The 19,658-nt window shown below is 37.2% G+C and carries 16 protein-coding genes; 3 read left to right on the top strand and 13 right to left on the bottom strand.

What is annotated here, in order from left to right; genetic code table 11:
* Positions 1-9 precede the first annotated feature (9 nt).
* Together JNUCC25_RS10450 and JNUCC25_RS10445 are read right to left on the bottom strand one after the other, a co-directional pair.
* On the bottom strand, positions 10-1,353 hold the full coding sequence (locus tag JNUCC25_RS10450; RefSeq protein WP_029321404.1) for a 2-hydroxycarboxylate transporter family protein: 1,344 nt from the start codon (positions 1,351-1,353) through the stop codon (positions 10-12).
* 143 nt (positions 1,354-1,496) lie between these two features.
* Positions 1,497-3,206, bottom strand: coding sequence for an NAD-dependent malic enzyme (locus JNUCC25_RS10445; protein WP_454223253.1), 1,710 nt, complete (start codon positions 3,204-3,206; stop codon positions 1,497-1,499).
* A gap of 498 nt (positions 3,207-3,704) precedes the next feature.
* Between JNUCC25_RS10445 and JNUCC25_RS10440 the strand changes: the two genes are divergently transcribed.
* Positions 3,705-4,109 (top strand): hypothetical protein, encoded by a 405-nt coding sequence (locus JNUCC25_RS10440; RefSeq protein WP_013056760.1) that lies wholly within the window; start codon positions 3,705-3,707, stop codon positions 4,107-4,109.
* A gap of 27 nt (positions 4,110-4,136) precedes the next feature.
* Here JNUCC25_RS10440 and JNUCC25_RS10435 read toward each other — a convergent pair whose 3' ends face one another.
* The 8 genes from JNUCC25_RS10435 to JNUCC25_RS10400 all read right to left on the bottom strand — a co-directional run bounded on the left by JNUCC25_RS10435 (position 4,137) and on the right by JNUCC25_RS10400 (position 13,967).
* On the bottom strand, positions 4,137-5,627 hold the full coding sequence (locus JNUCC25_RS10435) for a peptide MFS transporter (RefSeq protein WP_016763874.1): 1,491 nt from the start codon (positions 5,625-5,627) through the stop codon (positions 4,137-4,139).
* Positions 5,628-6,155: 528 nt separating this feature from the next.
* Positions 6,156-7,520, bottom strand: coding sequence for an allantoinase (locus JNUCC25_RS10430; RefSeq protein ID WP_064471600.1), 1,365 nt, complete (start codon positions 7,518-7,520; stop codon positions 6,156-6,158).
* Between the two features lie 379 nt (positions 7,521-7,899).
* Positions 7,900-9,327: a sensor histidine kinase gene (locus JNUCC25_RS10425; protein WP_013056757.1), complete on the bottom strand. Its 1,428-nt coding sequence runs from the start codon at positions 9,325-9,327 to the stop codon at positions 7,900-7,902.
* Entirely contained in the window at positions 9,317-9,991 is a 675-nt protein-coding gene (locus tag JNUCC25_RS10420; RefSeq protein ID WP_013056756.1) for a response regulator transcription factor, read from the bottom strand. The genes JNUCC25_RS10425 and JNUCC25_RS10420 overlap by 11 nt, the downstream gene beginning before the upstream one ends.
* A gap of 175 nt (positions 9,992-10,166) precedes the next feature.
* The gene (locus JNUCC25_RS10415) at positions 10,167-10,325 is read right to left on the bottom strand and encodes a hypothetical protein (protein WP_014460408.1); all 159 of its coding nucleotides are present in this window, start codon (positions 10,323-10,325) and stop codon (positions 10,167-10,169) included.
* A gap of 30 nt (positions 10,326-10,355) precedes the next feature.
* Complete coding sequence (locus JNUCC25_RS10410; protein WP_013056755.1) at positions 10,356-11,231, bottom strand: peptidylprolyl isomerase; 876 nt, start codon at positions 11,229-11,231, stop codon at positions 10,356-10,358.
* Between the two features lie 25 nt (positions 11,232-11,256).
* On the bottom strand, positions 11,257-12,258 hold the full coding sequence (locus tag JNUCC25_RS10405; RefSeq protein ID WP_057273057.1) for an acyltransferase family protein: 1,002 nt from the start codon (positions 12,256-12,258) through the stop codon (positions 11,257-11,259).
* 296 nt (positions 12,259-12,554) lie between these two features.
* Positions 12,555-13,967 (bottom strand): amino acid permease, encoded by a 1,413-nt coding sequence (locus JNUCC25_RS10400; protein WP_025752074.1) that lies wholly within the window; start codon positions 13,965-13,967, stop codon positions 12,555-12,557.
* A 362-nt stretch (positions 13,968-14,329) separates the two neighbouring features.
* Here JNUCC25_RS10400 and JNUCC25_RS10395 point away from each other — a divergent pair, with 362 nt between their 5' ends.
* Complete coding sequence (locus JNUCC25_RS10395; protein WP_029321391.1) at positions 14,330-14,983, top strand: GntR family transcriptional regulator; 654 nt, start codon at positions 14,330-14,332, stop codon at positions 14,981-14,983.
* A 177-nt stretch (positions 14,984-15,160) separates the two neighbouring features.
* Here JNUCC25_RS10395 and nhaC read toward each other — a convergent pair whose 3' ends face one another.
* Positions 15,161-16,567 (bottom strand): Na+/H+ antiporter NhaC, encoded by a 1,407-nt coding sequence (gene nhaC, locus JNUCC25_RS10390; RefSeq protein ID WP_029321389.1) that lies wholly within the window; start codon positions 16,565-16,567, stop codon positions 15,161-15,163.
* A 328-nt stretch (positions 16,568-16,895) separates the two neighbouring features.
* Between nhaC and msrA the strand changes: the two genes are divergently transcribed.
* Positions 16,896-17,801 (top strand): peptide-methionine (S)-S-oxide reductase MsrA, encoded by a 906-nt coding sequence (gene msrA / locus JNUCC25_RS10385; protein WP_013056750.1) that lies wholly within the window; start codon positions 16,896-16,898, stop codon positions 17,799-17,801.
* A gap of 3 nt (positions 17,802-17,804) precedes the next feature.
* On the opposite strand, the gene JNUCC25_RS10380 is transcribed toward msrA, so the two are convergent.
* Positions 17,805-18,500: a YqjF family protein gene (locus JNUCC25_RS10380; protein WP_338789537.1), complete on the bottom strand. Its 696-nt coding sequence runs from the start codon at positions 18,498-18,500 to the stop codon at positions 17,805-17,807.
* A gap of 19 nt (positions 18,501-18,519) precedes the next feature.
* Positions 18,520-19,473: an NAD(P)/FAD-dependent oxidoreductase gene (locus tag JNUCC25_RS10375; protein ID WP_454223252.1), complete on the bottom strand. Its 954-nt coding sequence runs from the start codon at positions 19,471-19,473 to the stop codon at positions 18,520-18,522.
* Positions 19,474-19,658: the final 185 nt, after the last annotated feature.

The raw sequence follows: 19,658 nt of genomic DNA, 5'->3' as shown, positions 1-19,658 counted from the left end.
GTTCTGATTTTATACTCCTAAAAGTTTCATAAGAAGCGTAGCTAAAATAACAGTAGAAGCGCCTCCAAGTCTTGTTGCTACTTGAGCAAATGGCATAAGTGACATACGGTTGGAAGCTGATAAAATCGCTACATCTCCCGTACCTCCTAAACCGCTGTGACAGCCGGTTACAATGGCAGCATCCACTGGATGCATTTTCATCATTTTACCTACAAAATAACCCGTTGCTACCATAGCAATAACAACTGCAGCACATACAACTACATAGCCTGGTGTAACAATTTTCACTACATCTTCAAGAGGAATATACAAAATTCCTAGCCCCACCATTAACGGCCATGTTAAGCTCGTAGAAATGAATTTGTACATATGGTAAGCACCTTGCTCCATCTTAGCAGGCATTACTTGTAAACATTTGACTAGCGTTGCTGCTACGATCATTAAGACTGGACCTGGAATTCCTAAAAACTTATGTGCTAAGCCTCCGAAAATAAAGAAACTACATGCAATTAAAAGGCCTGCACCCATTAACGAAAAATCTACTGGCTTATTGATGTTTGTTTCTTCTGAAATTCCATCTCCACCTTTTGTCTTTACAAGAACTCCGTTACCTGTTAATTCTGGCTTTTTCTCTCCAAGACGTTTCATTAAGCCGGCACACACAATCGCAACGATGTTTCCAATAACAGCAGCTGGAATCATTTGCGACACAAAAGATTCTGCTGAACTACCTAAAATTTGAGAATAAGCAAGTGAAAGCGGTAAAATACCTTCACCAATCCCTCCTCCAATGATTGGTACAACAATGTAGAAAAATGTATGTTTTGCTCCGTAACCAAATAACGTCCCAACAGCTACCCCTGCAGCTACAGCGGCTAGCGTACCTAATACAAGCGGTACAAACATACGTGTAAAGCCTTGAATTAAAACTTTTCGGTTCATACCAAGGATACTTCCGGCTACTAAACAAGAAATATAAAGGTATAAAAAGTTTGATGTTTTCATCAAAGTTGTTACCGCTTCCATAGATGCGGGATTTAAAACATTATAAAAAACTAATACGGAAGGTACAAGCAGCGATAAAATAGCTGGTCCGCCAATATCTTTTAAAATCGGAATTTTTAATCCTAAATCACCAAGCAGCATTCCCATTACCATAATAATTGCAAATCCGCCAATCATATCTGGAGGAAGCTCGTTGTAAACGGCCGCTCCATATACAATTAAGGCAAGTAACACATATAGCGGCAGAGGAATAACTCCTACTTTAATATTGTTGATGCGCTTCCAAAATCCTTTGTTTTTAGGCTGTGAATCTTGAGTAAACGTTTCCAATTTACGTGCTGTATTCATGTCATAACCCCCTGTGGTTCTAATATAGAGAATCATACACAAGTTTAAAAAAACTATATACGTTATGTAACTTAAGAATTCTTTTTGTAACTAAAAAAAGCACAGCTTCTTTTTTGAGAAGCTGTGCTTTTTCTATCTAAAAATTAAGCATTTACTATTTCTAAAGCTTTAATTTCTTTGTATGTTGGTTCCCACATTGCTGCTTTCACTGCTGCTTTAACGTCTGATGGAACTTCTTTTGCAACTCCATCTTTAATCGCTGCGTTAGCAACTGCTAAAGCAACGTTATATGATACTTCACGTAATTCTTCTACGCGCGGTAGTAATGAAGCACCTGGTTTGCTGCTGTCTACCATCTCAGCTACAGCGTGTGCACATGCTGCGAACATGCTGTCTGTAATAACTTCTGCTTTTACCAAGATTGATCCAAGACCAAGACCAGGGAAAACAAAAGCATTATTAGATTGACCAATTTCATATTCCACACCATCGTAGTTAACTGGTTCAAACGGACTTCCCGTTGCTACAAGCGCTTTTCCTTCTGTCCAATTTAATAGGTTTTCAGGAGTAGCTTCCGCAAGCGGAGTTGGATTTGACATCGGTAAAATAGCTGGGCGTTCTACATGCTTCGCCATTTCTTTTACGATTTCTTCTGAGAATGCGCCTGCTACACCAGACGTACCAATTAAGATTGTTGGCTTAACTTGTCTGACAACTTCTAAAAGAGAAATTTTGTCTTCTTCACGGTTCCAGTCCTTCACTTCTTCTGCTTTTCGTGCATAAGGCGTTTGGAAACCTAATAAGTCGTCCATGTCATCTGTTAAAAGGCCTCGGAAATCAACTGCCCAGAAGTTTTTGTATGCTTCTTCTTCTGTAATACCGTCTAATACCATCGCGTCACGAACTTGGTCTGCAATACCGATACCTGCTGTACCCGGTCCAAAGATTAAAACGCGGTGGTCACGAAGTGGCATTTTAGACACTTGAACTGCTGAGAAAATAGCGGCAAGCGTTACAGCACCTGTTCCTTGGATATCATCATTAAACGTTAGAATTTCTTTTCCGTACTTGTTAATAATGTTACGAGCATTTACATTACCGAAATCTTCCCAGTGTAACAGTGCATTAGGGAATATTTCAAGAGATTTTGAAATGAATTGATCTACGAAATGATCATAACGCTCACCGCGGATACGTTCATGACGGTTTCCGATATATAAAGGATCATTTAATAATTTTTCGTTGTTTGTTCCTACATCAAGAACAACTGGAAGTACTCTGCTTGGGTCGATTCCTGCTGCAGCTGTGTATACGGCTAATTTACCGATAGCAATATTAATACCGCCCACGCCCCAGTCACCAATTCCTAAAATACTTTCTGAATCTGTAATAACCATTAAATCAATGTCTTCACTATTTGCATCGATATTTTTAAGGGCTTCTTCAATGCCTTCTACATTATCGATTGACAAGTATACGCCACCCGGACGGCGATATTCGTGGCTGTATTCTTGGATTGCTTGTCCAACTGTTGGTGTATAAACAACTGGAAGCATTTCTTTTAAGTGATCTTGCAATAAGCGATAGAATAATACAGCATTACGGTTCTGTAAATCGTTTAAATACACATTCTTACCAAGGTTATCTGCCTGAGCTAAAAATTGCTCATATGCACGTTTTGCCTGCTCATCTAAAGTTAAAGTCATTGGAGGAAGTAAACCTTCTAATCCTAACGTTTTACGCTCTTCTTTTGTAAAAGCTACTCCTTTGTTTAACATTGGAGCTCCTAAAATTTCTTTCCCACGTAAAGTCGTTTCAATTGTTTCATTATCTGCAAAAAATACGTTGCGCATACGACTATCTTCCTTTCTGTAGACTTGTATGACAAGCATACAAGTTGGTTAGATTTAAGTAATTAATACCTTATATGGATATTACTCATATTATTCAAATGTCCGTTAACTTTTTATGAATAGCTTGCTAATTCATTTGACAATAGTATATTTTATGCCTATCTATTTCTGCTGTCAACTATTTTAGTAGAGCAATTTTTTAGTTATAAAGAGGTGGAAATTTCTGAATTTAATATCTTTTATCAATTTTCTTTTTATATAGGTACTAAGAACCCTCTTTATTCTATTCATCTCTTTTTAAAAGTCAAAATAATCCTTTAATATGGAAAAAATGTTTAATTATAAAAAATTTATTTTGAAATAATTTTAATTTAACTATAAAAGAATATTTTTTATTTTTTTGTCTATGCTGATTAGTGAATTACTATGAATATTTTTTCCTTTCTATCTATACATATAAACTACATAGTTCTTTTTTATAATAATGGAGGTTATTGTATGTTAAAACCAGATACAGCTATTATTTTTGGATTTCTTATCGAAGAAGCGGCCAGTCGATTAGACGATCAAGAGATTAAAGAAATTGCGGCTAAAGAGCTAGAAAATGGAGAATTGGTGTTTGAAGAAGCGAGTTATTTTTATAAACGCTTTTTTATCCCTGCTTCCTCTGAATTAAGACAAGCTCTTCGCCGAGAGGTCTTATCGCTTCATTTAACATTAAATCAAATCAAAAATGCTCATGGCAACGGATCTATGTCTAAGATTGCTCATATGCATCAAATTATTGCAGAAACTGAAAAATCAACAAACGAACTTAACAGACTTTTAAATCTTGCGTTCTATGAGGGTGAGGACGATCAGACCTACGCCTCCTTCATGAATATTTTTTCAAATAAATCATAAAAAAACCGTCCTTAAGGACGGTTTTTCTTATTGAACACCTTTCATTAAACGCTGAATTTTTGGAGAAATCATTAGCACAATTACACCTAAAATGACCGACACTCCGCCCAATGCAGCAAAATAAACAACTTGCGAAATGTTTTCATAGTATTGAACAAGCTGAGCATTGATTGCCTGCGCCGCTGCGCTTGTTAAGAACCATAAGCTCATCGTCTGAGCAGAAAACGCTGCAGGTGCTAGTTTTGTTGTAGTTGATAACCCTACTGGTGATAAACAAAGCTCTCCAACTACAACTAAGAAGAAGCTTAGCACTAGCCATAGCGGGCTCGCTAACGTTTCATTTCCATGAATGCTAGCCGGGATAACCATGACAAGGAAAGAAAGCCCTGCAAATAAAAGTCCTAATGAAAACTTCTTTGGTGTAGAAGGCTGTCTGTTTCCTAATTTTACCCAAACCGCTGCAAAAACTGGCGCAAATATAATAATGAATAGGGGATTTAACGATTGGAACCAGCCAACTGGAATTTTAAAACCACCATACGTTAGCTGCGTATGATCTTTTGCATACGTTGCTAAAATTGTTGACCCCTGCTCTTGAATCGCCCAGAACATTACTCCAGAGATAAAAAGAGGAATGTACGCTAATACGCGTGAACGCTCATCAGCTGTTGTCTTGGGGCTCTTATACATAACAACAAAGTAAATAATAGGAATAACAATCGCTAAAATACTTACAAATAAAATAACGCCTTCAACAGTTAAAATGCCCGCTAAAGAAGTCAGTACAATAAAGATTGCAAGTACAACTACAGCAAGTGCAATGGTACCAAAAACTTTTTTGCGTTCTTCTGGTTTTAAAGGGTTTGGAACTTGTCTGCCTGCACGACCTAGGTTTTTGCCTCGTGTAGCCATAAATACGATTAGACCTAAAAGCATTCCTACTGCCGCGATTCCAAAACCTAAGTGGTAGTTATACTTTTCACCTACTGTTGAAACAACTAGCGGCGCGATAAATGCTCCAGCATTTACACCCATATAGAAGATACTAAATCCAGCATCTCGACGGTTATCAGTAGGGCTATACATATCACCCACAACGCTTGAAACGTTTGGTTTTAATAAACCTGTTCCGATGATAATTAAGAACATTGAAATAAACAGCGCGGTTACACCTGCTGGCAACGCAAGCACTAGATGTCCGAGCATAATAAATATACCACCGTAAAACACCGTATTAGACGTACCTAAAATGCGGTCTGCAATCCAACCGCCAATAATTCCAGACATATAAACAAGGGAACCATAAATAGAAAAGATCGCTAAAGCGGTTCCTTGTTCCATTCCTAATCCACCGTTTGCAATTGTATCGTACATGTACAATACAAGTAGCGCACGCATTCCATAGTATGAAAAACGCTCCCAGAATTCTGTAAAGAACAAGGTAAATAACCCTTTAGGATGTCCGAAGAATCCTTTTTGAGGAACTGTTTCATACACTTTTTCTCTCTCTACCGACATATTCCTTAACCTCTCTTTCAACCGTAAACCATCATAGACAAAACTGTCAAAAAATTATGATGATATAAAAAAATAGAAACAAGAAAATTTTATTCTTATAAAATGATTCTGTCAATATCAGAATTTTACAATGAGTGCATAAAATACGGTTTTCCATTATAAAATTGCACCTATAAAAAGCTTTAAATCAAGATTTCTTTTCTTAAAATATCTTTTTGAAAATTTTTTTATACAAAACCCTTGATTACAAAGCATCTGATTATCTACTTTTCATACAACCAGATAATATTTTTCTTTTTGGAAATTTTTTCTCCATATTAAAAAAGAAGCTTTATTATTTTTTCATTATGCTTCCCTCAACCAAAAATATATTTTTTCAGAATAATAAAAACCTCTTTAGAAATGTCTCTTTTGTTATAGTAGATACTCATTTTTCTCCTATGTATTACCTTTAATATAAGTCATCCTCATTTTTTTATGTAAAAAAAGAGATAAAAGGTTTATTTTTTATCTCTTTTTTCACTGTACCTACAATTTTACGTATTCACCGTTTACCATTTGTCCTTTGTGAAGAGGAAACACACCTTCTTCTTTATTGTATACAATCGTTCCTCTATTAATAGTGGTTAAAATAACGCTATTAAATACCGTTCCTTCATATATACTGTGCTTATGTTTGAAAACCATTCCTTCTTTTGTCACTTTTTCAGTTTGATCCAGATCAACGATAACCAAATCCGCATCCGACCCTAGCAAAATGCTTCCTTTTTTAGGATATAAACCGAATCGTTTAGCTGGATTGGTTGATACAAGCTTTGAAATGTGAGAAAGAGAAATCCCTCTAGTGATGGCTCCCTCACTAATCATTGCTTGCAAAGAGTACTGACCGCCTGATATTCCACCCCAAACTTTAAATAAATCATTCTGATGAACTGTTTTTAACTCAATTGGACAAGGAGAATGATCCGAAGAAATCATATCTACCTCCTCTGATTGAATACAAGCCCATAATTTTTCTTTTTGACTCCTGCTGCGAAGAGGAGGTGCACACTTAGCCGTTACGCCAATTTCTTCAAAGTCTTCCTCTGTAAAAAGTAAATAATGCGGACAAGTTTCCAGCGTAACGTTCATTCCATTCTTCTTTGCTTCCGTAATAAGCTGCACTGCTTCATAGCTGCTAATGTGCACAAAGTGAAGCGGACATTCCGTTTCTTCACCGTACTCAAGCGCTTGCTTTACTGCGTTTACTTCTGCTACAACCGGTCGCGTTTCTAAATAATCTTTAATAGCAGTTTGCTTTTGCTTCTGTTTAGCCTGTTCAAGCTTTTGTATTAAGTCATTTCTTTCAGCATGCAGGGCAAGCACTTTATTTAGTTTTGCAATCTCTTTCATTCCTTCGTATAATGTGAGGTCATCTGAGAAATCAAATTCAGAACCGGCTTCTGACATAAATGCTTTAAAACCTATTACACCCGAATGAGCCATTTTGGCTAATTCTTCTTTATTACCAGGAACCAACCCTCCCCATAGACCATAATCTACTACTGACTTTTGATCAGCTAGCTTTTTCTTTTCCCACAGCGCTGCTTCTGTTACGGTAGGAGGAACGCCGTTTAAAGGCATATCAAAATATGTAGTGCAGCCTCCCGCAGCCATAGATGCTGAACCATAGTCAAACCCTTCCCAATGGTCTCGGCTCGGTTCATCAAAATGCACGTGAATATCAATCATTCCAGGCAGAACATATTTGCCTTTAGCATCTACGTATTTTTTTGCTGGTGTGCTAACACCTTGCGCTATTTCTGCAATCTTTCCTTTTTTAATCCCTATATCCGCTTTTACTATTTCGTCTTCTAATACGACCGAACCATCCCGAATAATTAAATCGTACATGTTATCAAACTCCCCTTTATTTAACTACTCCATCTTCTTATTAAACGAAGCAGTCTGCTATTGTTCTATCATGCACTGTTTCCTTTAAAAAGTCTTTATCCTTGTAAAGAAACCTGACACATAGACTGGTTATTACGCTAGTAAATATAACTGAATTATCTGATTTTCACACTCGCCATTTTGTCTAAACTTTTCTTTTTTATTTGGTCACTTTCACTAACTAAAAAGAGATTAAGACATAACCAAATCAACAGCTAGAAGCAACTACATACATGAAATCTACGTTCACCCTAAACATAAAAAAACCGAACGAGTTTGATTCCCCATTAAGAATCAACTCGTTTGAATCTTCCTTCAACTAATTTTTTCACAGTCTCTTTTAACTCTTTTTCACTTTTTGTGACATTGGCAACCTTACTGTAAATGTACTTCCTTTTTCTTGTTCACTTTCTACGTCAATTTTCCCTTTATGTGTTTCTACGATCCATTTAGCGATTGCTAAGCCTAGCCCATGACCTCCCATTTGACGAGATCGCGATTTGTCAGCACGATAAAAGCGGTCAAAAATCCGATCCTTTTCATCTGGATGGATCCCAACGCCCGTATCACGTACTTTTAATATACATTCACTTCCATGCTGAACTACTTGAATGTTTACACTTCCATGAGGAGTCGTATATTTAATCGCATTGTCTAACAAAATGTAAATCAGCTGAGTTAGACGCTCTTGATCTCCAGTTACTACTAATTTTTCCGGCGTATCCAGTTGCAAATCAATATGTTTAGAAATCGCTAGGGTTTCAACGGATTCCATTACCTTTTGCACCGCGTCTGTAATATCAAAGGGCATCATTGCTTTTTCTACTTTATTAGAGTCTGAGCGTGCAAGCGTAAGCAAATCACTGACGAGACTCGTCATGCGCTTCACTTCAGCTTTCATATTATTGATTAATTTTTTAGAAAAAGGATCTTCTGTTACTTCCTCCTGCATTTCTAAAGCGTTGATAGAAGAAAGCATAACGCTAAGCGGCGTTCTTAACTCATGGGATGCATCCGCCACAAACTCTTTTTGCTTTTGGAAAGCTGTTTCAATTGGAACCATGGCCCGTTTTGACATTAAGCGGCTAATATAAATGGCTACTCCTACAAACAGTACGGTAAGGCTTAACATAATAATAAGGAGCCACTTTAACAGCTGATAAAGAAATGAAACGTCTTTTCCAATATAAAGCATCCCTAAAAATTGACCTTTATAAAAAATAGGTTCACCCGCCATCATCAAATCAATATCTATTTTGCCTTCCCCGTTTTGCCCTTTTACTCCTTCAATGTGTTCGAAACTAGGACGCGGGGCTTTTATTCGTTCTTTCCTCACTTCATTTTCAATAGGGATCCACCCATCAATTAAATCTAATAAGTTAGAGCGAAGCCGCTCGCTCGCTTCGTTTCCCATAATAAGGTCCCCTTCAGGACTGATTACATAATAAAAAAATTGATCTTCACCAGCTACGACAATGTTTTTGTACTCTTCTTTTGACTGTTGATTGGAGCTGTTTATCGCTTGTTTAATTAAGATGCTTTGGACAATTCGGGACTCTTGCTTTAGCATGCTATTTAAGTTTTGCTGCTGACTATTGGATACAACCACATATACCAATGCATAAACAATAAACACGAATAATAGCAAAAACAGCATTAGTAATGCGCTATATCGGAATGTTAAACGATTTTGCGTCTGGCTGAATAAATCTTGCTTTACTTTTTGTTTTACTTTCTGTTTAGCTCTTGTAAGGAGTTTAGCTTTCAATTTTGTAGCCTACTCCGCGAATGCTTTGAATAAGATCCTGTTTGTTAAATTTCTCTAGTTTTTTTCGCAAAAGTTTAACCGTCGCATCAATCGTTTTAATGGAAACATCTGATTCATATCCCCATACCCGGTCTAAAATAATATCTCGAGAAAGAACTTGTCCTTTGTTTTTCACTAAAAAATCTAGGAGTTGAAATTCACGAGGACTTAATTGAATAAACTCCTCGTCAAACTGTACGGTTTGACTTGCTCTTTTTAATATCATGCTGGCAATCTCTACTTCTTCTTCTAAAATCGGTGCATAATTACGACGAGACAAAGCACGAAGCCTTGCAAGCAGCTCGTCAATTTCAAATGGCTTAATAACGTAATCATCCGCTCCCGCATCTAAGCCTTGTATACGATCTTGAACCGCATCTTTTGCTGTTAACATAAGAATAGCTCCGGCGTATCCTTCTTTTCTTAGACGTTTACATACATCGATTCCGTCGCCATTGGGCATCATCCAGTCAAGAATTAACACATCATAATGCGCTTCAGATGCATAATCATATGCATCATTCCCTTCCGTCACCCATTCGACGTTATAGCCTCCTTTTTTCTTTAGCATATAACTAACTAATTCACCTAGCTGCAAATCATCTTCTGCTAGCAGTACATTCATTCCGCGTAACTCCTTCCTTCGATACATTTCGCTGCATCCTTTTGTTTACTTTATTATACAAAAAGAATCAGCAGAAACAAGCTGCCTCTACTGATCTCTTTTCATTTTAAATTCCCTTAGCTATACTCAGCAGGGGCGTAAACTGCTGTTCAGCAGTTTGCGTCTTTTGTACTCTTTATGAATGCCTAACGATTTGATTTGAATATGAAGGATTTGATCCATTAACAGTTTCTGTGACCTTTACAACACGCCGGCATATCTCAGCTCGTACACCTCTGTGCTTCAATTGCTCGACGATTTTTTCTAACTTACTATAAGACGCTGTTTGTTTCATATCCATCCCCTCATTTCGTTAAGGTATTATTTATGAATCAAGTTTGTTTGTAATATCATACTTTTTCTTTAGCTTTTGTAACCATGTTGGATACTCTGTTTGGTATTTTTGATCAAGCAGCGTTTGCTTGATTTTTGCTTTACTATTTTCATATGTTGCTTTTTGCGCTTCTTTTTTGCCTGTTACTTTAATAATGTGATAACCGTATTCTGTTTTAACTGGATCACTTACTTCATTTACCTTCATTGAAAATGCTTTGTTGGCAAAAGCTTCGACCATATCACCTTTTTTGAAATATCCAAGGTCTCCGCCATTTGATTTAGAAGCTGTATCTGTTGAGTATTCTTTTGCTAACTTCGCAAAATCTTCTCCTTTATCAAGCTTTGCCTTTACTTCTTTCGCTGTTTTTTCGTCTGCTACTAAGATATGACTAGCTTTCACCTGTGCTTCTGTAGCTAGTGAATCTTTATTTTGATTAAAGTACGATTTCATTTCACTATCTTTAATATTAATAGTCGACTCGACCATTTTTTTTGCTTCAATATTCGTCTTTAAATCTTTTTTCAGCTCTGACAATTTTACACCGCTAGATGCTAATGCTTGATTTAATGCATCTTCTCCCCCGTACTGACTTTTAAGGTTTTCTAATTCAGCATTAATTTCTTTATCGGTTACTTTAATATTTTGTTTAGCTGCTTCTTTTGAAATAACTTTTTGTTCAATCAGTGAATCAAGGACACTTGATCCTCCTTGAGCAAGAAGAGCATCGTACAGCTGATCTTTTGTGATTTTTTCATCACCAACGGTAGCAACCACCTTTGATTTATTCATTGCTACGGCACCAATAGCTACTGCAGCAATAATCACAACGGCTGCAATAATTATAATTATTTTGTTTTTAGACATCGTTAAACTCCTTTTCCATTTCTCATTACTTACCTAAACTTAAACTTTTGCGCCTTGGTAACGGTTTAAGCTCAATTAAAGGTCTTGCAATAGTAGATACGTATTTACTCGACAACAACCACGCCACTCCACAAGCTCCAATTAGAAGAATACTGTATCCTTGTACACTTTCTATCCAGTCTCCAAAAGAAGATAGGCGGATATATTTAATCAGAAACCCATGTAGCAGATATACATAAAAGGTTTGAGCACCTCGAGATGTAAAGGACATCGTTTGTGTAGGGATCAAAGCTAGAAAGGAAATCGTCATTGCTAAGCTGATGCTATAAAATAGCGTACGAATGGTCATTCCCTCTAATTGATTTACACCTAAAGAGGCATAAGATTTTGAACCAAATAACCACTCTTTCTCAAAATCCGGTGCTATATACTGAATCCATAGAGCAATAATCAGCAAAGTGCCTCCAGCTACTTTTTTGCAAGAAACAGACGTCAACTTTTTAAAATGTTCTTTTTTCATATAAAATCCTGCTAAGAAGAAGGGAAAGAACACAAAGGTTCTAGAAAGGCTTAACGTTGTTTCCAGCGGTTCACATAAGCCAATCATAATTCCTAAAACTGCCGCAACGGCTAAAGGATATTTGATTTTTGTAAAAATGAACAACATGGCGTTCCAACAAAATAAACTCAACAAAAACCATAGCGACCAAGCTGGCTGAAACACTGAAACTTCGAATGTGGATTCATCATACAGTTTATAGTCGTATACCGCATAGATAAGTTGAAAAATAATATAAGGAAGTAATACTTTCTTCGCCATCTTCCACATATATCCTTTTTTTCGGTATCCCTTTGCAAAATAGCCGCTTATTAAAATAAACGCTGGCATATGAAAGGTGTAAATAAATATGTAGAGCGTTCGTAGCCACTGTTCATCATTGATGAAGGGAGTTAACAAATGGCCAAACACTACTAATACAATTAAGATAAATTTTACATTATCAAAATACGCATCCCGCTTAGCCATTTGACCTCCTCCTTTCTTTCGCGTTCTACGGATCTGTACGACGTGCTGCTGCGAATATCTTTTCTTTACATTCCTTACTATACATAGTGAAAATGAAAAAACAGTGAAAACCTTGCTTATTTCTATTTTTAAATAAGGCGCGGCTAAATAAGTTTGACAAATGGCGCCTCTTTCTCTACTATATAGATACGCACCCTATCCAATTCAATTTCGCTTGTTGCGGGACACTTAACCAGTACGGATGGATAGGGTGTTTTTGTATGCAAAAAAAGCAGAAGACCTAGGTCTTCTGCTTTTTATTTTGCTATAGGCTGACTTTCGTTTTTTCTGTTTCCTTTTTTATTTTTCAAATAATAAAACAAGTAACAAAAAAGGACAAATGGGATACCGCAGTATAATGCGATACGCTGACTCTCATCAAAAGCCAGTCCTACACAAGCAGCAAAGCATAAAACAAACGCTAAAATAGGTACAATAGGATATAAAGGAGCTTTGTAAACAAGCTTCGATACATCATTCCCTTCTTTAATATAGCGTCTTCTGAACATAAAGTGAGAAGCCGCAATAGCCATCCATACAGCTACAACCGCAAATCCAGAAATAGAAACTAATACTAAGTAAACAGTTGTTGGTGCAACTACGCTTGACAGCAAGGACAGACATGCCACTCCCATGCTGATAAGTAACGAATTAAATGGAACTCCTTTAGACGTTACTTTCCCTAACCAAGTGCTGACCATTTTTTGATCAGATAATGACCATAGCATTCTCGAACATGCGTATAATCCTGCATTAGCGTTTGATAATAAAGCTGTTAAAATAACCAAGTTCATGATATCTGCTGCGTAAGGAATACCTATTTGATCGAATACCGTTACAAAAGGACTTTCTAACACTCCTGCTTGTTTCCATGAAATCAATCCAGATAGTACAAACATGGCGCCAATAAAAAAGAAGAACGTACGCCAAATGATATTTTTAATTGCGCGAGGTATGTTCTTTTCCGGATCCTCTGTTTCCCCCGCCGTAATACCAATTAATTCTGTTCCCGAAAAAGCAAAGCTAACAGAAACCATCGTAATTAATACAGGCATAAGTCCATTTGGAAATAAACCGCCCTCTCCTGTAAAATGAGAAAGCATCGGCGCTTTTTCATGACCGCTAAGAGGAATGAATCCAAACATCGCTGCTGCGCCTAAAATAATAAATACAATAATCGTTAATACTTTAATACTTGAAAACCAAAATTCTGTTTCGCCGAAAAAACGTACAGATGTTGCATTTAAACCAAATAATAAAAGGGCAAACAGCGCGCTCCATATCCAAACCGAAACGTCAGGAAACCATCTTTGCATAAGCAATCCAGACGCTGTAAACTCCGAACCGACAGATACCACCCAAGTCAGCCAGTAGAGCCAGCCAACCGCAAAACCAGTTCCCGGCCCGATAAACTTCGTAGCGTATACTTGAAATGATCCTGACACAGGCATTGCTACGCTTAGTTCCCCTAGACATATCATGACTAAATACATAATTAATCCACCGATTAAATAAGCAAGGAGTGTTCCCCCAGGACCTGCTGCATTAATTGTGTAGCCTGAATTAAGAAACAGCCCCGTACCGATAACACCACCAAGAGAAATCATAAATAAATGACGGCTTTTCATTTTTCTTTGTAACTGATTCATAGATGTTGTATTCTCTCCCATTATGTACCTCCTTTTTGTAGTAAACCCATCCAAAAACTTGGTTTATTTACATATTCTCTATAGTCTCTTCTCTGCAGGAGTAGGCTCTATTTCTTCGATATGTACGAATTTTGTATATTGTATACAATATACACTTCTTAAATCTTTTTACGATTATATCATTTTTCAGATTTTTTACAACAATGAATAGTAAAAAATATTTTAATAATTCTATTTTTTATATTCTAACTAAGATTAAATGAAGTGATATGATATGATTATTTTTACACCTGTACGTTCTTTCATGCTATTTTTATACTTTTTCATCACCATGACATGAAGAGAAAGAACGGCTGATGCGATATTTATTTTAGGGGGAAACAATGAACAAGGGGCCTATGATTTATCATTCATTAAAAGATCATGTATATAACTACATAGCAAGTCAAATTCAAGACGGTACACTGCTGCCTAACGACAAAATAAATGAAGCCAGTATTTGTTCTCAGCTGAATGTCAGCCGAACGCCTGTGAGAGAAGCGCTTATTAAACTGGCTTCAGACAATCTATTAGAATACAGACCGCGCAGAGGGTTTACTGTAAAGGAAATTGACACACCAAAAAAACTAGAAGTATTTGAAATCGTCGGTGCTTTAGATGGTCTTGCAGCTGCGCTGTCGATTGATCACTTAACGGAAGAAGATTTTACGAAGATGGATGACCTTATTAAAAAAATCGATGTTTCGATTGAATTAGAAAATTATCAGGATTATCAAAAATATCAAACGTATTTTCATCGAGTATATTTGAACCGATGCGGTAATGTGACCTTAAAAGAACAGCTTATGTCTTTGCAAGACGGATTCATCAGACAAACGTACTTTAGCAATGACAATAAAGAGCTATACGCCATTTTACATGTGATGAATGAGCATCACCGCCATATTCTAAAACTTCTGAAGCAGAAAAAAAAGGCGGATGTTCAGCTTTACCTTCAAAATGTCCACTGGAACATCGAATATCCAGAAATGATTTGATCAAAGAGCTCGAGACATAACTAAATCAATCCAATCAACAGCTAGAAGCAACGAAATACATGAAACCTACGTTTATCATACCAATAAAAAAATCCGAACGAAGTTGATTCTCCATCAAGAATCTCAATTCATCGTTCGGATCTTCTTTCAACTAACATACTGTTGTCTCAGCCTCTTTTATTTCGCTATAGAAGAACGCTGTTTTTCTTCGGTTACGTACCAAATGAATTTCCCTGTATATCCGTAAATAATCGCCAAAATAATAGAGACAAAGCTTAGCCACATAAACGGCAGATAAGCGAATGTAGAAATCCCAAGCGTTGTAGCTAGAAATACACCGTTGTCCGTCCACGGAACCATCCCTGAAGTTAAGGTTCCCCCTACTTCCGAGTTACGGGCAAGCACTAGACGCTGTATTCTTAACTTGTCATAACTTTTCTCCATAATTTTCGGTGTTAAAATTAATGAAACATACATTGCACAACCAAATATATTCCCTAATAACCCAACGAAAATAGTAGAAGCCGTAACGTTTCCTGAATTGACAAGAATTTTTTCGAATTTAGATAACAGGACTTCTAAGACGCCGAGCTCATCTAATAACCCGCCAAAGCCTAGTCCAAAAATAATGACAATAATGGAACCGACCATGCTTAAAATTCCGCCACGATTTAACAGCTCACTTAAAAATGTGTTGTCGGTATTAATTTTAAACCCTTCATAAGCCGTATTAAATGCGCTCGCCACATCCATATGTTGAAAGACAACTGCCCATATAATTCCTAATAATGAGCCAATCGCAATTGCTGGAAGAGAAGGTTTCTTGAATGCTAAAAGGACAATGACAGCCAAAGCCGGAATCAGCATCCACCCGCTGATATGGAATGTATCCAACAGCGAAGATTTTAATCCTTCTACCCGTCCAGCATCAAAATCTTTTCCTCCATACATAAACCCTGTTACCGTAAATAATACTGCCGTAATGAGGTAAGCAGGAATATCCAACACTAACATTGCTTTTACGTGATCAATAACGTTCACTCGAGCCATTGACGCAGATAAAATGGTACTGTCAGAAAGAGGAGAAAGCTTGTCTCCAAAATAAGCTCCTGAAATCACAGCTCCAGCTACTAAAGCGAGCGGCATGCCTAAGCCTTGTCCGATTCCCATCATCGCGATTCCAGCTGTACCAACCGTTCCCCAAGATGTTCCTGTTGAAATCGAGGTAATAGAGCAAATGATAAGTGTAGCAAGTAAAAAGAATGTTGGATTAATAAACTCTAATCCAAAATAAATAAGAGAAGGAACAACTCCTCCGGCAATCCATGTTCCAATTAACGTACCGACGGCTAATAAAATTAAAATAGCTTCTAAGCCGTTTGATATTCCTCTTGTAATGGCCCCTTGCAGCTGATTATACGTATACCCAAGTCGTACTCCTAGCGCCATAACAATAAACCATGAAATAAATAAAGCGAGCTGAATAGGTAAATCAAAAACAGTTGCAAATGAAATAACAACTGCTAAAAATAAAGCAAGCACAATCATTATTTCCCACATAGCTGGTAAACGGGTTGTGTTCAAACTAGCTCCTCCTAAACTGGTATGTAGATTCTGGAATGTGGTATCGTTTAAGAGTAAAACGTCCTTATTCTATTCTTTAATTGTTCCTCTTACTGCTTGAACCTATGTACTTCTTTGAATGCTTAAACAATAAACTGCATCTTTTTAAGAACATAAAATAAGGATACTCGTGTAAACAATAAGCCATTTTTCTTTTATCCAGTGGTCATAATACCACAAGAGCGTGCTTTCTTACAAGACTAGTTATAAAGCGCTTTCTGTTTATTTATACATTTTAATACATAAATATATTTTTATTTATTTCATTCAACGAAAAGAGGTAAGTAACGTGAAAGAATATGCAACATTTGCGGGAGGATGCTTTTGGTGCATGGTCGCTCCTTTTGATCAGCTTCCAGGAATCAGCAGTATCCGCTCGGGCTACGCTAAAGATGAACAAATTACTTCTGAAGCTAAACAGGAAAGCGAATACGTAGAAGCAGTACAAATTGTATGGGATCCTTCTCATATTATGTTTGAAGAACTGCTTAACCTGTATTGGCAGCAAATTGACCCTACGGATTCTGGCGGACAGTTTTCAGACCGCGGACCGGCATATCGAGCCATTATTTTTTATCACAACGAAAAACAAAAAGAAGCGGCTTTCGATTCTAAAAAAAAGCTAGCCCAAAGCGGACGCTTTAAGCATCCTATCGTCACACCTATTTTACCTTTTTCTTTTTTTTATGAAGCAGAAGAGCAGCAGCAGGATTATTATCGAAAAAACACATTTCACTATAAATTATACAAAGAAGGCTCGGGGCGAACTGATTTTCTGGCACAGCATTGGCCAAAGGACCGCTCCTATCTAAAAAAGGTCCTAACGCCCATGCAATATTTTGTTACGCAGGAAAACGGAACCGAACCTCCTTTTACAAATTTATATTGGAATAACAAAAAACAAGGAATTTACGTTGATCTTCTAACGGGAGAAGCACTGTTTAAAACGTCAGATCAACTCCCTTCCCATACAGGGTGGCCGGTTTTTAAACGCCCTATTTTATACGGAAATATAAAAAAAGTTCCGATGCAGCATGAAACAGCACTAAAAAGCAAAGAAGGAAATAACTATTTGGGTTTACTATTAACCGAAGAAAACAGCGAATACTATCAAGTAAATTCCGCGGCTTTGCGCTTCATTCCAACAGAGAAGCTTAAAGAAGAAGGGTATGAAGACTTTTTAATTTTGTTTTGATACTTATACTTTTTTAAAAGGATAAAAATAAGCCGTGACTTGATTTGCATAGTGCACAATTAAATCGCGATTGTCCGCGGGACGCAAAAAAGGCGGAGTAATAGAATCATCTCTTATTTCACACTCCCCTTTTTGCAGCTCCCAAGGATCATGATAAAGGTCTCCTCTGTAGACATTTCCTTGATGAGTGGTAAATAAGCAGTAGCGCTCTGTAAGCCAATGAGCTAATTCTCCTTTTCTACTGCGATAGGACGGAGAAATACCTCTATATGTAAGCTTTACTCGCTCTTTTTTTGAGTCTCTGTGCGTTCGAACTGACTGAAAAGAAATATGGTTCTGAGTTTTGTTGAATGTCATAGTAGCGTGGTAATAAGGCAAATGAAAAAACTGACGAGCAATCCATACCCCTAGCGGATTGCTTGCGTCTAAACTAAAAAAATAAACGCCTTTTTCCCCTTTATATGTAACATATGTACGCACATTCAGCTCATATAGCCGTGAAAAGAGGGGAACTGCGGGCGTTCCTTTGAATCGAATGTCTGTCATCGTAAAAGGCACAAGTGCAATCCATCCTTGACCATCATAGGTGTCAGGCTCTAACTGACTAGGCAATAAAGAAGCCAAAAATGCCGGATCTACAGGCCAATGAATAAACAGTAAATCTTTCCACGTTTGTTTCATTATCCAATTATTTTTCACTTCTTGGTCCCTCCTTTTTCTAGATGTTCTTTCCCATTAATTCAGCGGCTGCCGATTTCCCTGACAAATATGCGCTCTCTAACCGTGAGTGATTTGTTTCGTCTTCCCTTCTTAAAAAAGCATCTCCTGCCACCAGTAGCGACGGCATAATTTTAGCAAAGGGCTGATGAAGAACTTGTTCAACCTCTGCATAGCGCCATTTCTTTAACTGAATGCTTTTAATATGATTTGCACCTATCCATTCTTTTATTTCATTTTTTATCGCCCGCAGCAGCTCATGTTCATGTTCATCAAAATGTTTTTCTGACCAGTCTTTATTCATATATATGCTAAGAACGGGCGTCTTTGATATTCCTTTTTGCTCATGATTAACGATTCTTTGGATTGTGCTAGAAGGATTCGTGATTTGACCATGATCACCATACAGCATCTCTGTGTAAAGCTCCACGATAGCAACCAAGCAGGGACTAAATTTCAGTGTATTAAGAATTGATTGGTCCGTTTGCAGCTTACTATTATTAAGTACCTCAATAACCTGAGGAGACGGAGGTGTAAGAATGATATCAGTCGCTTCAAAAATCTCATTTTCTTCTGTATACAGCTGATACCTTCCGTTTTGAAAATCAATGGCTTGAACTTTTCGATTCACGTATACGCGTAGATCTTCAGCTAAATATTTAGCTAGCGCATTCATGCCATTCATACTTTGATACCGAGGGTGATGGTCACCAAACCACTTCTTAACCTTTCTATCAGCTATCCATTTATTTACGTCTTTTTGAAATTCATCGGATCTCACTGTAAAAAATTGAGCTCCGTGATCTGCTTTTCCATCTCCTACTCTTCGGGTAGCCATTCGTCCCCCTACACTTTTACCCTTATCAAGAAGAAAGACCTCTATTCCTTCTTTTTGTAATTCAGCCGCTGCTGTAAGGCCCGTCATTCCAGCACCTACTATTCCTACTCGTCTCATTTTTTCCTCCTTATTTAACGCATTTACTTACAGTATAAAAAAAGCGGAATGATTGAGCTAATTTAAACTGTCTTTTTCATTTAACTGCGTTTCTGCTTGTTTCAAAAAAATAGTCTACGATTCCATTCAGCTGAGTATACTTGTTGTATACAAATATATCTTTACCTGCTAGCACGTCTATAGAT

The sequence above is a fragment of the Priestia sp. JNUCC 25 genome (assembly GCF_053667915.1).
The sequence above is the reverse complement of the archived record's forward strand: the minus strand, read 5'-3'. Positions and strand labels throughout refer to the sequence as shown.

What these genes read in the sequence shown, in the direction of transcription:
- JNUCC25_RS10450 (WP_029321404.1), bottom strand. Translation starts at nt 1,353, where the DNA reads ATGAATACAGCACGTAAATTGGAAACGTTTACTCAAGATTCACAGCCT.
- JNUCC25_RS10445 (WP_454223253.1), bottom strand. Translation starts at nt 3,206, where the DNA reads ATGCGCAACGTATTTTTTGCAGATAATGAAACAATTGAAACGACTTTA.
- JNUCC25_RS10440 (WP_013056760.1), top strand. Translation starts at nt 3,705, where the DNA reads ATGTTAAAACCAGATACAGCTATTATTTTTGGATTTCTTATCGAAGAA.
- JNUCC25_RS10435 (WP_016763874.1), bottom strand. Translation starts at nt 5,627, where the DNA reads ATGTCGGTAGAGAGAGAAAAAGTGTATGAAACAGTTCCTCAAAAAGGA.
- JNUCC25_RS10430 (WP_064471600.1), bottom strand. Translation starts at nt 7,520, where the DNA reads ATGTACGATTTAATTATTCGGGATGGTTCGGTCGTATTAGAAGACGAA.
- JNUCC25_RS10420 (WP_013056756.1), bottom strand. Translation starts at nt 9,991, where the DNA reads ATGAATGTACTGCTAGCAGAAGATGATTTGCAGCTAGGTGAATTAGTT.
- JNUCC25_RS10415 (WP_014460408.1), bottom strand. Translation starts at nt 10,325, where the DNA reads ATGAAACAAACAGCGTCTTATAGTAAGTTAGAAAAAATCGTCGAGCAA.
- JNUCC25_RS10410 (WP_013056755.1), bottom strand. Translation starts at nt 11,231, where the DNA reads ATGTCTAAAAACAAAATAATTATAATTATTGCAGCCGTTGTGATTATT.
- JNUCC25_RS10405 (WP_057273057.1), bottom strand. Translation starts at nt 12,258, where the DNA reads ATGGCTAAGCGGGATGCGTATTTTGATAATGTAAAATTTATCTTAATT.
- JNUCC25_RS10400 (WP_025752074.1), bottom strand. Translation starts at nt 13,967, where the DNA reads ATGGGAGAGAATACAACATCTATGAATCAGTTACAAAGAAAAATGAAA.
- JNUCC25_RS10395 (WP_029321391.1), top strand. Translation starts at nt 14,330, where the DNA reads ATGAACAAGGGGCCTATGATTTATCATTCATTAAAAGATCATGTATAT.
- JNUCC25_RS10375 (WP_454223252.1), bottom strand. Translation starts at nt 19,473, where the DNA reads ATGAGACGAGTAGGAATAGTAGGTGCTGGAATGACGGGCCTTACAGCA.